The 17,262-nt window shown below is 70.8% G+C and carries 14 protein-coding genes; 8 read left to right on the top strand and 6 right to left on the bottom strand.

Annotated elements, in window-relative coordinates; genetic code table 11:
* Window positions 1-72 precede the first annotated feature (72 nt).
* The 3 genes from gltX to ACQZOG_RS21485 all read right to left on the bottom strand — a co-directional run bounded on the left by gltX (window position 73) and on the right by ACQZOG_RS21485 (window position 2,688).
* Window positions 73-1,557 (bottom strand): glutamate--tRNA ligase, encoded by a 1,485-nt coding sequence (gltX, locus tag ACQZOG_RS21495; protein ID WP_193456582.1) that lies wholly within the window; start codon window positions 1,555-1,557, stop codon window positions 73-75.
* Window positions 1,550-2,326, bottom strand: a complete 777-nt coding sequence (locus tag ACQZOG_RS21490) for a fumarylacetoacetate hydrolase family protein (RefSeq protein WP_033275873.1) — start codon at window positions 2,324-2,326, stop codon at window positions 1,550-1,552. The genes gltX and ACQZOG_RS21490 overlap by 8 nt, the downstream gene beginning before the upstream one ends.
* Before the next feature lie 173 nt (window positions 2,327-2,499).
* Window positions 2,500-2,688 carry a hypothetical protein gene (locus ACQZOG_RS21485; RefSeq protein WP_033275872.1) on the bottom strand — a complete coding sequence of 63 codons (189 nt, stop codon included), beginning with the start codon at window positions 2,686-2,688 and terminating at the stop codon, window positions 2,500-2,502.
* 605 nt (window positions 2,689-3,293) lie between these two features.
* Here ACQZOG_RS21485 and ACQZOG_RS21480 point away from each other — a divergent pair.
* The 8 genes from ACQZOG_RS21480 (at window position 3,294) to ACQZOG_RS21445 (ending at window position 13,786) form a co-directional block, all read left to right on the top strand.
* Window positions 3,294-6,956 (top strand): nitrate- and nitrite sensing domain-containing protein, encoded by a 3,663-nt coding sequence (locus ACQZOG_RS21480; protein WP_193456583.1) that lies wholly within the window; start codon window positions 3,294-3,296, stop codon window positions 6,954-6,956.
* 9 nt (window positions 6,957-6,965) lie between these two features.
* The gene (locus ACQZOG_RS21475) at window positions 6,966-7,379 is read left to right on the top strand and encodes a roadblock/LC7 domain-containing protein (protein WP_004983056.1); all 414 of its coding nucleotides are present in this window, start codon (window positions 6,966-6,968) and stop codon (window positions 7,377-7,379) included.
* A 111-nt stretch (window positions 7,380-7,490) separates the two neighbouring features.
* Window positions 7,491-7,886, top strand: a complete 396-nt coding sequence (locus ACQZOG_RS21470; protein ID WP_006130593.1) for a DUF742 domain-containing protein — start codon at window positions 7,491-7,493, stop codon at window positions 7,884-7,886.
* On the top strand, window positions 7,867-8,457 hold the full coding sequence (locus tag ACQZOG_RS21465; protein ID WP_037641771.1) for a GTP-binding protein: 591 nt from the start codon (window positions 7,867-7,869) through the stop codon (window positions 8,455-8,457). The genes ACQZOG_RS21470 and ACQZOG_RS21465 overlap by 20 nt, the downstream gene beginning before the upstream one ends.
* Window positions 8,458-8,833: 376 nt before the next feature.
* Window positions 8,834-12,133: a sensor histidine kinase gene (locus ACQZOG_RS21460; RefSeq protein ID WP_430741728.1), complete on the top strand. Its 3,300-nt coding sequence runs from the start codon at window positions 8,834-8,836 to the stop codon at window positions 12,131-12,133.
* Window positions 12,134-12,143: 10 nt separating this feature from the next.
* On the top strand, window positions 12,144-12,557 hold the full coding sequence (locus tag ACQZOG_RS21455) for a roadblock/LC7 domain-containing protein (protein WP_004983065.1): 414 nt from the start codon (window positions 12,144-12,146) through the stop codon (window positions 12,555-12,557).
* Window positions 12,558-12,651: 94 nt separating this feature from the next.
* On the top strand, window positions 12,652-13,224 hold the full coding sequence (locus ACQZOG_RS21450) for a DUF742 domain-containing protein (protein ID WP_033278186.1): 573 nt from the start codon (window positions 12,652-12,654) through the stop codon (window positions 13,222-13,224).
* On the top strand, window positions 13,205-13,786 hold the full coding sequence (locus tag ACQZOG_RS21445) for a GTP-binding protein (protein WP_026084856.1): 582 nt from the start codon (window positions 13,205-13,207) through the stop codon (window positions 13,784-13,786). Before ACQZOG_RS21450 ends, ACQZOG_RS21445 begins: the two co-directional genes overlap by 20 nt.
* A gap of 337 nt (window positions 13,787-14,123) precedes the next feature.
* On the opposite strand, the gene ACQZOG_RS21440 is transcribed toward ACQZOG_RS21445, so the two are convergent.
* The 3 genes from ACQZOG_RS21440 to ACQZOG_RS21430 form a co-directional block, all read right to left on the bottom strand.
* A complete protein-coding gene (locus ACQZOG_RS21440; RefSeq protein WP_033275972.1) occupies window positions 14,124-14,315 on the bottom strand; it encodes an acyl-CoA carboxylase subunit epsilon in 192 nt (63 codons plus the stop codon).
* A 15-nt stretch (window positions 14,316-14,330) separates the two neighbouring features.
* Window positions 14,331-15,914, bottom strand: a complete 1,584-nt coding sequence (locus tag ACQZOG_RS21435) for an acyl-CoA carboxylase subunit beta (protein WP_193456512.1) — start codon at window positions 15,912-15,914, stop codon at window positions 14,331-14,333.
* Window positions 15,915-16,264: 350 nt separating this feature from the next.
* Complete coding sequence (locus ACQZOG_RS21430) at window positions 16,265-17,104, bottom strand: SDR family NAD(P)-dependent oxidoreductase (protein ID WP_058917007.1); 840 nt, start codon at window positions 17,102-17,104, stop codon at window positions 16,265-16,267.
* Window positions 17,105-17,262 lie beyond the last annotated feature (158 nt).

Genomic DNA, 17,262 nt, shown 5'->3' with positions numbered 1-17,262 from the left:
GGGCACCGGGGAACGCCGAGGGGCGGCCCCCGGATCACGTCCGGGGGCCGCCCCTGCGCGGCGGGTGCGCGGTCAGCCGGCGAGCCTCGCCAGGGCCGCGTCGATGCGGGCCAGGGACTTCTCCTTGCCCAGCACCTCGAGGGACTCGAAGAGCGGCAGGCCGACGGTGCGGCCGGTGACGGCGACGCGGACGGGGGCCTGCGCCTTGCCGAGCTTGAGGCCGTGGGCCTCGCCGGCGGCCAGGACGGCCTCCTTCAGCGACTCGGCGGAGGTCCAGTCGGCGGCCTCCAGGTTGTCCCGGGCGGTGCCCAGCAGGGCGTCGGAGCCCTCCTTCATCGCCTTGTTCCAGGACGCCTCGTCGAAGACCGGCTCCGGCAGGAACAGGAAGTCGACGTTGTCGGTGATCTCGGAGAGCACCTTGAGGCGGGTCTGGGCGTGCGGGGCGATCGCCTGCCACTTGGTCTCGTCGAAGGCTTCCGGCGCCCAGGGGGCGTGGGGGGCCCGGAGCCAGGGGCGGCAGCGCTCGGCGAAGTCCTTCACGTCGAGCATCCGGATGTGGTCGGCGTTGATCGCCTCGCACTTCTTGAGGTCGAAGCGCGCCGGGTTGGGGTTGACGTCGGTGACGTCGAAGGCGGCGACCATCTCCTCGACCGAGAAGACGTCCTGGTCGGCGGAGAGCGACCAGCCGAGCAGGGAGAGGTAGTTGAGCAGGCCCTCGGGCAGGAAGCCGCGCTCGCGGTAGAGGTTGAGCGAGGACTGCGGGTCGCGCTTGGAGAGCTTCTTGTTGCCCTCGCCCATCACGTACGGCAGGTGGCCGAAGGCGGGGATCTCCTTGGCGACGCCCAGCTCGATCAGCGCCTTGTACAGGGCGATCTGGCGCGGGGTGGAGGAGAGCAGGTCCTCGCCGCGCAGGACGTGGGTGATCTCCATCAGGGCGTCGTCGACCGGGTTGACCAGCGTGTACAGCGGGGCGCCGTTGGCGCGCACGATGCCGTAGTCCGGCACGTTCTCCGGCAGGTAGGTGATCTCGCCGCGGACGAGGTCGGTGAAGGTCAGCGGCTCGTCGGGCATCCGGAAGCGGACGATCGGCTCGCGGCCCTGCGCCGTGTACTCCTCGACCTGCGCGGCGGTGAGCTCGCGGCAGTGGCCGTCGTAGCCGGACGGCTTGCCGGCGGCGCGGGCGGCCTCGCGGCGGGTGTCCAGCTCCTCCTGGGAGCAGTAGCAGTGGTAGGCGTGACCGCCGTCCAGGAGCTTGCGCGCGACGTCCTGGTAGATGTCCATGCGCTGCGACTGGCGGTACGGCGCGTGCGGGCCGCCGACCTCGGGGCCCTCGTCCCAGTCGAAGCCCAGCCAGCGCATGGAGTCCAGCAGCTGGTTGTAGGACTCCTCGGAGTCGCGGGCCGCGTCGGTGTCCTCGATGCGGAAGACCAGGGTGCCGCCGTGGTGCTTGGCGAACGCCCAGTTGAACAGGGCGGTGCGGACCAGGCCCACGTGGGGGTTACCGGTGGGCGAGGGACAGAAACGGACGCGTACGGAGGAGCCGGATGCGCTAGCCACGCTTGACAACCTTGTTGGTGAGAGTGCCGATGCCTTCGATGGTGACGGCGACCTCGTCGCCGACGTGGAGGGGGCCGACCCCAGCCGGGGTGCCCGTGAGGATGACGTCGCCCGGGAGCAGGGTCATGGCCTCGGAGATGTTGACGATCAGGTCCTCGATGGAGTGGATCATCTCGCTGGTGCGGCCGAGCTGGCGCTGGCCGCCGTTGACCGTGAGCTGGATCGTCAGGTCGTGCGGGTCCAGTTCGGTCTCCACCCAGGGCCCGAGCGGGCAGGAGGTGTCGAAGCCCTTGGCCCGCGCCCACTGCTTCTCCCGCTTCTGGACGTCACGCGCGGTGATGTCGTTGGCGCAGGTGTAGCCGAAGATCACGTCCTTCACGCGCTCGCGCGGGACCTCGCGGCAGAGCCGGCCGATGACGACGGCGAGCTCGGCCTCGTGGTGCACGTCCTGCGAGAAGGAGGGGTACTGGATCTCGTCGCCGGGGCCGACGACCGAGGTGGCGGGCTTGAAGAAGGCGAAGGGGGCGTCGGGCACCTCGTTGCCCATCTCCTTCGCGTGGTCCGCGTAGTTGCGCCCGAAGGCCACCACCTTGTTGGGGAGCACCGGGGGCAGCAGCCTGACCTTGCTCACCGGGACCTTGGTGCCGGACAGCTCGAAGTCCGCGAACGGGATGCCCTTGATGATGTCCAGGACGAGCTCGTCCTGCTTCTCGCCCTCGACCGCGCCGAAGGCGACGTTCCCGTCGATGGAGAATCTGGCGATGCGCACGGGATGCTGGTCCCCTTGACTGAAGCGGCTGGAGTCTGACGCTCCAGGCTAACGCGCAGGGGTCCCGGCCCGGCGCACCGACGAGGGCCGCCCCACCTCGGCCGGTGGGGCGCCCCTCGTCGGTGCGCGGCGCGCGTTGAGCGTTTCGCGGGCGTCGCCCGTATGAACCGGTGTCAGTGCGCGGCGTCTGCCGTGGCCGGGATCTCCATGAGGACGGTGCGCTTGGGGTTGGCTGTCTGGGCCGGGAGTTCGACGGAGTGCTCCTGCTGGACCGGCTTCTGCAGATCGTCGGCACCGTCGAGGTGCGCGAGCGTGGTGCGCCGCGGGTTGGCGATCTTGTGGAACATCGTCGTCGTCTTCACTGTTTACTTGACCCTGTCCTGTGCACGGGCGCCCGGAGGTCCGGGAAGAACCTCGGACGGGCGCGGGTTGTCAGTTCTGCCATCCCTGTAAAGCGTCAGGCTAAACATTCAATTCCCGGCGGCCCGGGGCGGGGAGCGGTGATCTCGGTGTGAGTTTGCTCACGATCCGATTGACATTCCGGGCATCCCGGACGCGCTCCACGGTGACCGGAATCGGACATTGACCCCCTGAAGCGACCATTCCGCTCCTGATCATGCCGACTGGGACACCGACCCGCCACCGCCGGTCCGGGCAGGTATGCCCGAAATGAACAAGATCCCGTTCTACGACCGGTGATCCGGCGGGCACGGGCTGTCACGTATGTCACGGGTAAGCCCACGGGCCTTGTTGGAGATCCGGCACTGTGCTGGAATCTCACGGACCGCCGCAGGGATCGAGCCGGCGCACAGGGGGCGCGACCACGCGCCGAGTGGCGGCGAGATGGGGGAACCGGCGCCGGACAATCACGACCACCACGGGGGCGTATTCAGGGCGCCCCTATGACGCCGACACCGTGCCTCGCCGTTCACGCGGAGGGGCGCCTGGTTCAGAGGTTGCGACGCTAGTGCAGGGACGTTTCAAGAGGGATGGCAGCGCTTCGGCGGAGCCGGAGCCGCAGGGCGGGACTGGCCCCAAGGCCGTCAGCTCCTCGCCCCAGCACGCCCAGAGCCAGGGGCCGACCCCGCCCGGTGGCAACGGCGGCGAGCGCCCCGGCGCTCCGTCCGCACCCCCGGCCACCCCGCCGGCCTCCCCCGCCGGTCCGACCGGCCCGGGTTCGCGAATAGCCCTGCGCAACTGGCGGATCTCGACCCGTCTGGTGTCGCTGCTCGCGCTGCCGGTGGTCGCGGCCACCTCGCTCGGCGCGCTGCGTATCCAGCAGTCGATGGACGACATCCAGCAGCTCGACAACATGAAGCTGCTGACGGACATGACCAAGCAGGCCACCGAGCTGGCGCACGCGCTCCAGGAGGAGCGCGACCAGTCGGCCGGTCCGCTCGCGCACGGCGGCAAGGGCACGGACTTCTCGGTCAAGGGCTACCGCGAGAAGACCGACCGCGCGATGTCGAACTTCCTCGACAGCTCCGAGGAGATCGACGCGGCGAGCAAGGACGGCAACCTCAAGGGCGTCCGCGACAACCTCGTCCAGCTGGCCGGCGACCTGAGCGAGCTCGCCAAGATCCGCAACACGGCGTTCCAGCAGGAGAGCAACTCCACGCAGACCGTCGAGGGTTACCACCGCCTGATCGAGAACCTGATCGACCTCTCGCAGGACATGGCGGAGGCGACCAGCAACCCCGACATGATCCAGCGCACGCGTGCCCTGTCGTCCTTCTCCTCCGCCAAGGAGTACGCGTCGGTCCAGCGCGCGGTTCTCGCCGCCGCGCTGCCCGCGAGCAACACCACCAAGGGCAAGATCGCCGAGAACGACCGGCTCTACGCGCAGTCCGCGCTGGCGAGCCAGAAGTCCGAGCTGCGCGCCTTCAAGAGCATCTACGGCGAGGACTCCGCCGCCGAGCTGCTGCTGCCCATCGAAGAGGGCAACCCCACGATCAAGGCGACCGACGAGTACGCCGGCCGCGCGGTGGCCTCGGAGTTCGGTCTGCAGTCGGTGGGCGCGCGCTCCTACCGCGACTGGCTGGACGACAGCTCCACCAAGATCCAGCAGATGAAGAACATCGAGCTCAGGCTGCTCGAGGAGATGGAGCAGAAGGCCCGCGAGCTGCGCAACGCCACCGAGCGCGACGCGATCATCTCCGGTGCGCTGATCCTTCTCGTGCTCGGTGTGTCCCTCGTCGGCGCCTTCGTCGTGGCCCGGTCCATGATCCGGTCGCTGCGCCGACTGGAGGAGACCGCGACCAAGGTCGCCCAGGAGCGCCTGCCCGATCTGGTCAAGCAGCTCTCCGAGTCGGACCCGCAGGACGTGGACACCACCGTCGAGTCGGTCGGTGTGCACTCCCGTGACGAGATCGGCCGTGTGGCCGCGGCCTTCGACGACGTGCACCGCGAGGCGGTCCGCCTCGCCGCCGAGCAGGCCCTTCTGCGGGGCAACGTCAACGCGATGTTCACCAACCTCTCGCGCCGCTCCCAGGGTCTGATCCAGCGCCAGCTGTCGCTGATCTCCGAGCTCGAGTCCCGCGAGGCCGACCCGGACCAGCTGTCCTCGCTGTTCAAGCTGGACCACCTCGCGACCCGCATGCGCCGTAACGGTGAGAACCTCCTCGTCCTCGCGGGTGAGGAGCCCGGCCGCCGGTGGACCCGTCCGGTCCCGCTGGTCGACGTGCTCCGCGCCGCCGCGTCCGAGGTGGAGCAGTACGAGCGCATCGAGCTGGCCGCGGTGCCGTCCACCGAAGTGGCCGGCCGCGTGGTCAACGACCTCGTGCACCTCCTCGCCGAGCTGCTGGAGAACGCGACCTCGTTCTCCTCCCCGCAGACCAAGGTCAAGGTCACCGGTCACGCCCTGCCCGACGGCCGGGTGCTGATCGAGATCCACGACACCGGTATCGGTCTGTCCCCCGAGGACCTCGCGGCGATCAACGAGCGGCTCGCCTCGCCGCCCACCGTGGACGTCTCCGTCTCCCGCCGCATGGGTCTGTTCGTGGTCGGCCGTCTGTCGCAGCGCCACGGCATCCGCATCCAGCTCCGCCCGTCCGACTCCGGCGGTACGACCGCGCTGGTCATGCTGCCCGTCGACGTCGCCCAGGGCGGCAAGAAGCCCCAGGGCAAGCCCGGCCAGCCGGGTGGCGCGGGCGGTCCGGCCGCCGCGCAGGCCGCCGCGGGCGCCGCCGCCGCGCGGCGCTCCGCCGGGGCCGGCCAGTCCGGCGGCGGCTCGCTCGGCGCGGGTGCGCCCGGCGGGCGCCTCGGTGCCGGTCAGGGCCCGCGGGCCGCGCTGCCCGGACGGGACGGCCCGGGCCGTCCCGGCGGCCGGGGACCGCAGGGTCCCTCGGCGGGCAACCAGACTCCTTCCCTCTTCGACCAGGGCGCTCCCTCCGCTCCCCCGCAGGGCCGTCCCGCTCCGGCGGGCGCCGGCTTCGGGCAGCAGCAGGGCCCGAACGCCCCTCAGGCCGCGCCTCCGTCCGGGAACCAGGGCCAGGTGCCGCCGCAGCGGGGCAACGCCCCCGAGCGCGGCCGCCGTCCCCAGCTCCCGCCGCGCGGCGGCGCCCGTCCGGAACTGCCGGGCGGCGACCAGCAGCAGCGCACGCCGAGCTGGAGCGACGACAACGCCCGGCCGCCGGCGCCGCGCCCCTCGACGGACGCCCCGCGCGGCCACGACGAGCCGGACGTCTCCCGCACCGCCGCGATGCCGCGCTTCGACGACCGTCAGGGTCCCGGCGCCACGGCGGAGATCCCCCGCTTCGACGAGCGTCAGCAGGCGCCCGGCCAGGACAACGGCCAGTACGGCCGTCCCGGCGCCAACGGTGCCGCGAACACGGGCCAGTTCGTCCGCGGTGACATCTTCGGCACCCCGCAGGGCGGCCGTCCCGGCGCGCAGGACCCGGCCGCCACGGGCCAGTTCCCCGCCCCGCAGGGCTACGACAACGGCACCGGCCAGTACCCGGCCCCGCGCCAGGACAACGGCTCGACCGGCCAGTTCGCGCTGCCCGGCCGCCCGGGCACCGACCCGTCCGGCACGGGCCAGTTCGAGCGTCCCCGGATGAACGGCACGCACGCCGCCGGCCCCGTCCCCCCGCGCCCGCAGCCCCCGCAGCAGCAGGAGCAGCGCCAGCCGTCCGACCAGTGGGCGCTGCCCCCGGCCTCCGGCCCGGGCGACGGCCGCACGCCGCTGTACGACACGCTGGAGACCAACTGGTTCCACGGCGGCCAGGGCGGTGCGCAGGAGCAGGGCAACGGCTCCGCGCCGGCCGCCCCGCAGCAGCCCCAGCAGCCGCAGCAGTCCCCGCAGCCGCAGAGCCCGACCGGCTCGCAGCGGTCCAACGCCGCCTGGCGCAGCTCGCCCAACGACGAGCTCGTCAAGCAGGCCGAACGCGTCCGCAAGCCGGCCGCGGGCGGCGTCACCACCTCCGGCCTGCCGCGCCGGGTGCCCAAGGCGAACCTCGTCCCGGGCACGGCTCAGCAGCAGAACCACCAGAGCGGTCCTCAGGTCTCGCGCGCCCCCGATGACGTGCGCGGCCGGCTGACCAATCTCCGTCGGGGTATCGCACAGGGTCGTCAGGCCGGGTCCTCACAGACCGGCAGCTTCCCGCACCCCACTCACCAGCAGGAGCGTTAGTTGAGCCCGATGAGCCAGGCGGCACAGAACCTCAACTGGTTGATCACCAACTTCGTGGACAACACCCCAGGTGTGTCCCACACCGTCGTCGTGTCCGCCGACGGTCTCCTCCTGGCGCTCTCCGAGGGCTTCCCGCGCGACCGCGCGGACCAGCTCGCGGCCGTCGCCTCGGGGCTGACCTCCCTGACGGCCGGCGCCTCCCGGATCTTCGAGGGCGGCAACGTCGCTCAGACGGTCGTGGAGATGGAGCGGGGATTCCTCTTCCTCATGTCCGTCTCCGACGGCTCGTCCCTCGCCGTGCTCGCGCACCCCGAGTGCGACATCGGCCTCGTCGGCTACGAGATGGCGCTCCTGGTCGACCGCGCGGGGGCGGTCCTCACCCCGGACCTGCGCGCCGAGCTACAGGGAAGTCTGCTCCACTGAACGGCCCCGGCACCACCCGTCTCACCAAATCACCGTCCGGCCGCCACAATTCCCCCCACCGGCCCCATCAAACAGCTTGACTGACCGCTCGCTGTCCCGCCCGGAGGATTCATGACCCCGCCCACCGCCTCTCATGATCCGTACGCGGAGCCGTACGAGGACGAGGGCGACCAGCCGCTGGTTCGTCCGTATGCGATGACCGGCGGCCGGACCAGGCCGCGTTACCAGCTGGCCATCGAGGCACTCATCAGTACGACGGCCGACCCGGCAGCGCTCATGGGGCTCCTTCCCGAGCACCAGCGCATCTGCCACCTGTGCCGAGAGGTGAAGTCGGTCGCCGAGGTCTCGGCACTGCTCAACATGCCGCTGGGCGTCGCCCGGATCCTGGTGGCGGACCTGGCGGAGGCGGGACTCGTCGCCGTGCACCAGCCGGGCGGCGACGAGGCGACAGGCGCCCCGGACGTGACACTGCTCGAAAGGGTGCTCAGTGGACTTCGCAAGCTCTAGCGGCGGGACGGTCTCCGAGAGCCGCGCGACCACCTCGGCGAAGATCGTGGTGGCGGGTGGCTTCGGCGTGGGCAAGACCACGTTCGTCGGGGCCGTTTCGGAGATCAACCCGCTGCGCACGGAGGCCGTCATGACGTCTGCTTCGGCAGGCATCGACGACCTCACCCACACCGGGGACAAGACCACCACCACGGTGGCCATGGACTTCGGCCGTATCACCCTGGACCAGGACCTGATCCTCTACCTGTTCGGCACGCCCGGCCAGGACCGCTTCTGGTTCATGTGGGACGACCTCGTGCGCGGCGCCATCGGCGCGGTCGTACTCGTCGACACCCGCCGCCTCGCCGACTGCTTCCCCGCGGTCGACTACTTCGAGAACAGCGGACTGCCCTTCGTCATCGCCCTCAACGGCTTCGACGGACAGCAGCCGTACTCCCCGGAGGAAGTGCGCGAGGCGCTGCAGATCGGACCCGACGCCCCGATCATCACCACGGACGCCCGTCATCGCGCGGACGCCAAGAGTGCGCTGATCACCCTGGTCGAGCACGCGCTCATGGCACGACTCCGGTAGCGGCAGAACAAAAGCGGCATACTGCGGTTGTCGTAGATGTACCGGCGCCGGCTGTGTCCTTTGACACGGCCGGCCCCGGTGTTCATAACGTTTCGGCAGAGGAATCGGGTGAGGCCGACACGCGACGCGGTCGCGCGGTACCACTGTGCGCACGGAGACCTCGCCATTTGGCGGCCCTCGCTCTTTATGACCGTTTTATCTAGGGCTTACATCACTCGGGACCCCTGCCTTTCCATGTTTGGAAGAGCGCTGGTCGGCATGCTGGAATGCCTGAACTGCCCATGGGTCAAAGACGTACTCAGTAGTCGATGGCATGCCGGGCTCTGAGACACTGCGGCACGACGAAGGTGCCGACCGCCGAGAGGTTGTTGGTCGAGTGAGGCGAAGCAAGAACAGTCCCGAGCCGTCGGCCCGGGGCAACTTCACGCCGCCGCCGCGCACAGCGGCGCCCGCCCCCGTGCCCGGTCCCGAGCCGAAGGCCGCGCCCGCACAGAGCGGAGGACGTATGTCCCCGCGGAACTGGCGTGTGGCCACGAGGCTCAACGCGATCCTGCTCATACCCGTGCTGGTCGGCCTCGTCATGGGCAGCTTCCAGGTGAAGAGCTCGATCGACACGTGGACCGAGGCGCAGGACGCCGAGAACACCGCCCGCCTGGTGCGGGCCTCCCTCACGTACGCCAACGCCCTCTACAACGAGCGCGACGTCAGCGCCGTTCCGCTGCTGAGCGGCAAGGGCGAGGACGACCCGGACGTCTCCAAGGCGCGCGAGGCGACCGACGCGGCCGCCGACGCCTTCGACGAGGCCGCGCGGAGCGCGCCCGACAAGCCCGGCCTGCAGCGCCGCCTCAAGCTCGTCCAGGAGGCCGAGCCCAAGCTGTCCGCGCTGCGCGCCGCCGCCTACACCTCCAAGCTCAAGGGCGTCGAGACGGAGGAGGGCTACGTCGCCGTCGCCCACCCCCTGATGGAGATCGCCAACGAGCTCGGCCTCGGCACCGGCAACATCACCAGCTACGGACGTACGGTCTACGCGATCTCGCTGACCAAGGCCGCCCTGTCGCTGGAGCGCTCCATCGGCATGCACCTGCTGGTGAAGCCGGGCCCGACCGACAGCCAGCTCGCCAGCCAGCGCGTGGCCTTCCTGTCGTACGCCTACCTCGAGAACATCGCTCTCGACGAGTACAAGGGCGGCGGCACCGAGGCGGACAACGCCAAGCTGGAAGAGGTCGCCGCGCGCATCCAGGCCGAGGGCGCCGCCATGTCGAAGGCCGCCGCGCAGAACGACCCGGACTACGTCCCGCCGCCGGCCAAGCCGGAGACGATGATCTCCGAGCTGGGCCGTCTGTCCACCACGGACAAGGCCGCCCGTGAGGACCTCGCCGCCCAGGGCATCACGCCCGAGAACTGGTGGGCGATGAACACCCTCAAGTTCGACGGCTACCGCGAGATCGAGTCCGACCTCGCCGACACCGCCGTGAACGAGGCCTCGCAGATCGCCTCCGACGCCCAGCGGGACGCCTTCATCACCGGCGCCGCGGTCGTCCTCGCGCTCCTCGCCGCGTTCATCCTGGCCGGCATGGTCGCCCGCCAGATGAGCCAGTCGATGCGCCAGCTGCGCAACGCCGCCTTCGGCATCGCCGAGCAGCGCCTGCCGATGCTGGTCGACCAGCTCTCCCGGACCGACCCGGGCCGGGTGGACACCAAGGTCGCGCCCATCCCGATCAACTCCACGGACGAGATCGGCGAGGTCGCCCGCGCCTTCGACCAGGTCCACCGCGAGGCCGTCCGGCTCGCCGCCGAGCAGGCCCTGCTGCGGGGCAACATCAACGCGATCTTCACCAACCTGTCGCGCCGCAACCAGTCGCTGATCGAGGGCCAGCTGACCCTGATCACCGACCTGGAGAACAACGAGGCCGACCCGGACCAGCTGGAGAACCTCTTCAAGCTGGACCACCTCGCGACCCGTATGCGCCGCAACGGCGAGAACCTCCTGGTCCTCGCCGGCGAGGAGCCGGGCCGCCGCTGGGACCAGCCGGTCCCGCTGGTCGACGTGCTGCGCGCCGCCTCCTCCGAGGTGGAGCAGTACGAGCGCATCGAGCTGTCCGGCGTGCCGGACGCCGAGATCCACGGCCGCGCGGTCACCGACCTCGTGCACCTGCTCGCCGAGCTGCTGGAGAACGCCACCACGTTCTCCTCGCCGCAGACGAAGGTGCGCGTCACCGCGACCCGTCTGCCCGACGGCCGCATCATGATCGAGATCCACGACAAGGGCATCGGCCTCACCGCCGAGGACTTCGCGGACATCAACCACAAGCTGGCCAACCCGCCGACCGTGGACGCCGCGATCTCGCAGCGCATGGGTCTGTTCGTGGTCGGCCGGCTGTCCGACCGGCACGGCATCCGCGTCCAGCTCCGCCCCTCGGGCGAGCAGGCCGGCACCACCTCGCTGGTCATGCTGCCGGACGCCATCACCCACGGCGGTGGCGGCGAGGCGGCCCCGGTGCAGGACGAGTTCACGGTCTCGCAGATCATCCCGGAGCAGAACTTCCAGGGTGAGAACTTCGGCCAGCCGATGCGCACCGCCGAGGAGCTGGGCTTCGACGACAGCCGCTACTCGGACGTCCCCGACGACATCCGCGAGCTGGACCCGGTCGGCCGGTCCCTGTTGCGCGAGGAGCGGCGCGCGGCCCTGGAGTCCCAGTCGCAGCCGCCGCAGGGCGAGTTGACCGCCGGGAACGCCCAGGACGGCGGCGAGCAGGGCGGCTACCGCGAGGAGTTCGCCGCGCAGCAGCAGGGCTTCGACGACGGCCAGGGCTACGACGCCCAGGGCTACGACAACGACTACCAGGACCAGCAGCAGGGCGGCGGGTACGACCAGCAGGCGTACGACGACGGCGGTCAGGGCGGCTACGACGACCGGCAGCAGCAGTCGTACGGCGAGGGCTACTACGCGCCGAACGGCAACCCGCCGCAGAACGCCTTCCAGCAGAACGGCGGGTTCCCGCAGAACGGCGACTACCGGAACGGCTCCTACGCCGAGCCGGGCCAGGGCGGTCAGGCCCCCGCGGGCGCCACGGGCTCGTTCCCGGGCTTCGGCGAGCGGCGCCAGGAGGACGACTGGCCGCAGCACGACGGCTACCGCAACGGCTACCAGGACCAGTACCCTGCTCAGGCCCCGGAGGGGGAATCCTCGCAGGCCGCTGACGCGCGCGAGTCGGACAGCGTAGGCTTCGACCGTCCGGGACCGGCTCCTTCCGACTCCCACGCGCTGACCGATGCCGGGCTTCCGCGTCGCGGATCCTCCGCGAACGGCGCGGGCGGCACGGGCGGCGCGGGGCGCCGTGACCAGGAGCCGCCGGCCACCACCACGGAGAGCAACGGCGACGACACCTGGCGCTCGGCGAACGACGAGCGCTGGGAGCAGGCGTCGGCGCTCCGGAAGCCCAAGGCAGGCGGAGTGACCTCCTCCGGTCTGCCTCGGAGGGTCCCGAAGGCCAACCTGGTCCAGGGAGCCGCCGAAACGACCCCCCAGGGGGGCCCACAGGTCTCCCGAGCCCCGGAGGACGTCCGGGGCAGGCTGAGCAACCTGCGGCGCGGTGTCCAACGAGGCCGCACCGCAGGCAGTGAAACGAACGGCCAGGGCTTCGGTCCTGACAGCACCTACAACCAGGAGCGTTAGTGTGAGCCCGATGAGCCAGGCGGCACAGAACCTGAACTGGTTGATCACCAACTTCGTGGACAACACCCCGGGGGTGTCCCACACGGTGGTGGTCTCCGCCGACGGACTCCTTCTGGCGATGTCCGAAGGCTTCCCCCGCGACCGCGCCGACCAGCTCGCGGCCGTCGCCTCCGGTCTGACGTCTCTGACGGCAGGCGCCTCCCGCATCTTCGAGGGCGGCAGCGTGAACCAGACGGTTGTGGAGATGGAGCGGGGATTCCTCTTCATCATGTCCATTTCCGATGGTTCGTCCCTCGCGGTTCTCGCACATCCCGAGGCGGACATCGGTCTCATTGGTTACGAGATGGCCCTTCTGGTCGACCGAGCGGGTACGGTCCTCACGCCGGACCTTCGAGCGGAGCTCCAGGGGAGTCTTCTCAACTGACAAGCGGACGGTGCGACATGGCGTCCCGGGGCCGTAAGGTTTCGGGACGCGGCTCCACACAGATGGGTGCCAGGCACAGTCGGAGGAGGAGAAAGTGGCAACACCCCCAGACGGTTCATCGGCGGGCAACTGGTCGTACGGCCCTGCCCAGGGCCAGAACGACGGTTCCCAGAACCGGTACGGTTACCCCTCCACGCCGCAGCACGGTCAGCCGTACGCGCCACAGGGCCCCGGTCCCTCGCCGTACGACCAGCCGCACAGCCCGCGCATCCAGCCCGTGCAGCCGCAGCGCCGGACGCCCGAAGCGGCGCCCGCCGGGGCGTCGAACAACCCCCTGGTGCGCCCGTACGCGATGACGGGCGGCCGCACCAGGCCGCGGTACCAGCTCGCCATCGAGGCGCTGGTGCACACCACCGCGCAGCCGCACCAGATGCAGGGCCAGTTGCCCGAGCATCAGCGGATCTGCAACCTCTGCCGGGAAATCAAGTCGGTGGCCGAGGTCTCGGCCCTGCTGACCATCCCTCTCGGCGTGGCCAGGATCCTCGTCGCCGACTTGGCGGAGGCGGGACTGGTCGCCATCCATCAGCCCGGCGGCGACGAGAACGCCGGCGGCCAGCCAGACGTGACACTGCTCGAAAGGGTGCTCAGTGGACTTCGCAAGCTCTAGCGGCGGTCCTTCCCGCTCCACCACCTCGGCGAAGATCGTGGTGGCGGGTGGCTTCGGCGTGGGCAAGACCACGTTCGTCGGGGCCGTTTCGGAGATCAACCCGCTGCGCACGGAGGCCGTCATGACGTCTGCTTCGGCAGGCATCGACGACCTCACCCACACCGGGGACAAGACCACCACCACGGTGGCCATGGACTTCGGCCGTATCACCCTGGACCAGGACCTGATCCTCTACCTGTTCGGCACCCCCGGCCAGGACCGCTTCTGGTTCATGTGGGACGACCTCGTGCGCGGCGCCATCGGCGCGGTCGTACTCGTCGACACCCGCCGCCTCGCCGACTGCTTCCCCGCGGTCGACTACTTCGAGAACAGCGGACTGCCCTTCGTCATCGCCCTCAACGGCTTCGACGGACAGCAGCCGTACCAGCCGGACGAGGTCCGGGAAGCTCTTCAGATCGGGCCGGACACGCCGATCATCACGACGGATGCGCGGCATCGGGCGGACGCGAAGTCGACGCTCATCACGTTGGTGGAGCATGCGCTGATGGCGCGGTTGCGCTAGCCGCTTCCCGCGCGAGAACAGCCCCCGGTGCCTTGTGGCACGGGGGCTGTTTCCGTGGGTGCGGGTTGTGTGTGGCTGGTCGCGCAGTTCCCCGCGCCCCTGCTGCCCTGCGGGCAGTCGTGCCTCCCCCAGAGCCTTAAGGGCCTGGGGGGACCCCCAGGGCGGCACGGGTGGGCGCAGGCGGTACCTCGTAGGCGCCGAGGTGCGCGACACCCCCCAAGGGCCACCGAGACGCCGCCGGGTGCGGGTGGTACGTGGTTGCTCGCGCAGTTCCCCGCGCCCCTTCAGGGGGTTGCAGAAGGGCCCCGCCTTCCGGGGGAAGGTGGGGCCCTTTGGGTCAGCGCCAGCTGTGAGGGGCTCGGAAGCCTGGTTCGCGTTCCAGGCGGCGCCAACCCGCCCGGGGGCGGCCCCGGTGCGCCGGAGCGGCGGCGGGCGCGTTGGCGGCGCGGGCCATCAGGATCGCCGCGATCGCCGCGACCTCCTCCGGCTCGGCATGCCCCTTCTCCACACGGATGTCAGGTGTCGTCATCGTCAGTTCTCCCAGTTACTGGGGCGGGTTGCCGTGCTTGCGCGACGGCAGGTCGGCGTGCTTGGTCTGCAGCATCGCCAGCGATCGGATCAGCACCTCGCGGGTCTCGGCCGGGTCGATCACGTCGTCGACCAGACCGCGCTCGGCGGCGTAGTAGGGGTGCATCAGCTCGGACTTGTACTCCTTGACCATCCGCGCCCGCATGGCCTCGGGGTCCTCGGCCTCGGCGATCTGCCGGCGGAAGATCACGTTGGCCGCGCCCTCCGCGCCCATCACCGCGATCTCGTTCGTCGGCCAGGCGTAGGTCAGGTCGGCGCCGATGGACTGGCTGTCCATGACGATGTACGCGCCGCCGTACGCCTTGCGCAGGATCAGCGAGATCCGCGGCACCGTGGCGTTGCAGTACGCGTACAGCAGCTTCGCGCCGTGGCGGATGATGCCGCCGTGCTCCTGGTCCACGCCCGGCAGGAACCCGGGCACGTCCAGGAAGGTCAGGATCGGGATGTTGAACGCGTCGCACATCTGCACGAAACGCGCGGCCTTCTCGCTGGCCTCGATGTCCAGCACGCCCGCCAGCGCCTGCGGCTGGTTGGCGACGATGCCCACGACCTGGCCGTCCATCCGCGCCAGCGCGCAGATGATGTTCCGCGCCCAGCGCTCGTGGACCTCGAGGTACTCGCCGTCGTCGACGATCTCCTCGATGACCTTCGCCATGTCGTAGGGGCGGTTGCCGTCGGCCGGGACCAGGTCCAGCAGCACCTCGCTGCGGCGCTCCGCGGCGTCGGAGCTGTCGACCCGCGGGGGGTTCTCCCGGTTGTTCTGCGGCAGCAGGGACAGGAGGTAGCGCACCTCGGCGATGCACGTCTCCTCGTCGTCGTAGGCGAAGTGACACACCCCGGACGTCTCGGCGTGGACGTCGGCGCCGCCCAGGCCGTTCTGGGTGATCTCCTCACCTGTCACGGCCTTGACCACGTCCGGGCCGGTGATGAACATCTGCGAGGTGTCCCGCACCATGAACACGAAGTCGGTGAGGGCGGGGCTGTAGGCGGCGCCGCCCGCACACGGGCCCAGCATCACCGAGATCTGCGGGATGACACCGCTCGCCTTGGTGTTGCGCTGGAAGATGCCGCCGTACCCGGCCAGCGCCGAGACGCCCTCCTGGATACGGGCGCCGGCGCCGTCGTTCAGGGACACCAGCGGCGCACCGGCCGCGATGGCCATGTCCATGATCTTGTGGATCTTCGTGGCGTGCGCCTCGCCCAGCGCGCCACCGAAGATGCGGAAGTCGTGGGCGTAGACGAAGACCGTCCGCCCCTCCACCGTGCCCCAGCCGGTGATCACACCGTCGGTGTAGGGCTTCTTCTCCTCCAGACCGAAACCGGTGGCCCGGTGCCGGCGCAGCTGCTCGACCTCACGGAAGGAGCCGGCGTCCAGCAGCAGTTCGATGCGCTCCCGCGCGGTCAGCTTGCCCTTGGCGTGCTGCGCCTGGGTCGCCTTCTCGCTCGGGCCGGCCAAAGCCTGCGCACGGATCTCGTGCAGTTCGGCCACGCGTCCGCGCGCGTCGGTCGGCTCACCCGGCGCCTCATCCAAAACGGTCATGTAGTGACCTTACGAAGCCCGCCGCCGATTGCGAGCCGTCGACTCCTCACAGTCTCCGGGACGTTTTCCTGGTAGCACTGAACAGAACCAGGGGGCCGTGCAGGCGTTCCGACTGCTCAGAGGGCCTGCTGCTTGTGGAGGTCGAACAAAGCTCAGCGGCTGAGAGCCGCCTCACACACGCGGGTCGCGCATACCTCCCCCGGAGTGACGCGCGCCCGCGGAGGGGGCCCCGTGGCCGGATTTCCCACGGCGTCCGGCCCCCTCGAACGGGTTCTCCCGTTCACGTTCCAGCTGGTTCGCCCGTTCGGGTCGGGTCACTCACGGAGCCTCACGGCGGAGCATACGCACACTCAGCCGAAGCGGTCCAAGAGCTTCCGGTACAGGCCCGGCGTCAACGCGCGCACGCGGGAGGGGAGCGTCAGCCATGACGGGATGTACGTGTCGTCGCGGGACTCGCTCACCGCGTCCCAGACGGCCGCCGCGACGCGTCCTGCCGAGGTGGGGCGGGGGTGGGAGCGGTGGTAGGGGCGGCCGCGACGGGCGAAGAATCCCGTCTCGACGGGGCCGGGCACGACCAGCGTGACGCCGACGCCGGTGCCGCGCAGCTCCTGCCGCAGGGCCTCGGCGAACGCGGCGAGGCCCGCCTTGGCGGCGGAGTACACCGCCTCCTCGCGGACGCCCACCGCACCGGCCACCGACCCGACGAGCACCACCCGGCCGCTCCCGGCCGCCACCATCGCGGGCAGCACCTCGCGCACGAGGTGGAGGGTGGCGTTGAGGTCGAGGAAGAGCACGCGGTCGATGTCGGTGTGCGGCATGGTCATGAAGGGGCCCGCCCAGCCGATGCCCGCCCCGGCGACCAGCAGGTCGATCCGTCCGGCCTCCCGCAGCGCGGCCTCGGCCAGCATCTTCGCCCCGTCCGGGGCGGCGAGGTCGGCGGGCAGCAGGACCGAGGACGTGCCGGACGCGGTCTCCTCCAGCCGCCGCCGGTCGCGTCCGCTGAGCAGCAGGTGCCACCCGCCGGCGGCGAAGCGCCGGGCGGTGGCCGCGCCGATGCCCGAGGACGCGCCGGTGACGAGGGCGACGCGGCGGTCCGTGCGGGGCGGGGTCTGTTCGACCGCCGCGGCCGCGGCGGAGGCGGCGGGGTCCGCCGGGGGGTCGTAGGTGGAATCGGAGCCGGTGGTGGTCACGAGTACGGTCTCCCATGCGCTTCGCTGCGGGCCTCGCCATCCAGGACACCCCCGGTCCGGGGGAGCCCGCCAGCGCAGCGGCCCGTTCGCGGCAGCCCGGACGGCGGGCCTCCGGCGGGCGTGGGCACCGGTAATCGCGGGGGGCGCGGGGGCCGGTG

It is taken from the genome of Streptomyces sp. P13-3-3 (assembly GCF_050571355.1).
In the GTDB taxonomy this organism is placed as follows: Bacteria; Actinomycetota; Actinomycetes; order Streptomycetales; family Streptomycetaceae; genus Streptomyces; species Streptomyces althioticus.
Note: the sequence above shows the minus strand (reverse complement) of the source record. Positions and strands in the feature narration are given on the sequence as shown.

Coding starts and splice junctions, on each gene's coding strand:
- ACQZOG_RS21475 (WP_004983056.1), top strand. CDS start 6,966: ATGAGCCAGGCGGCACAGAACCTCAACTGGTTGATCACCAACTTCGTG.
- ACQZOG_RS21470 (WP_006130593.1), top strand. CDS start 7,491: ATGACCCCGCCCACCGCCTCTCATGATCCGTACGCGGAGCCGTACGAG.
- ACQZOG_RS21455 (WP_004983065.1), top strand. CDS start 12,144: ATGAGCCAGGCGGCACAGAACCTGAACTGGTTGATCACCAACTTCGTG.
- ACQZOG_RS21440 (WP_033275972.1), bottom strand. CDS start 14,315: ATGACGACACCTGACATCCGTGTGGAGAAGGGGCATGCCGAGCCGGAG.
- ACQZOG_RS21435 (WP_193456512.1), bottom strand. CDS start 15,914: ATGACCGTTTTGGATGAGGCGCCGGGTGAGCCGACCGACGCGCGCGGA.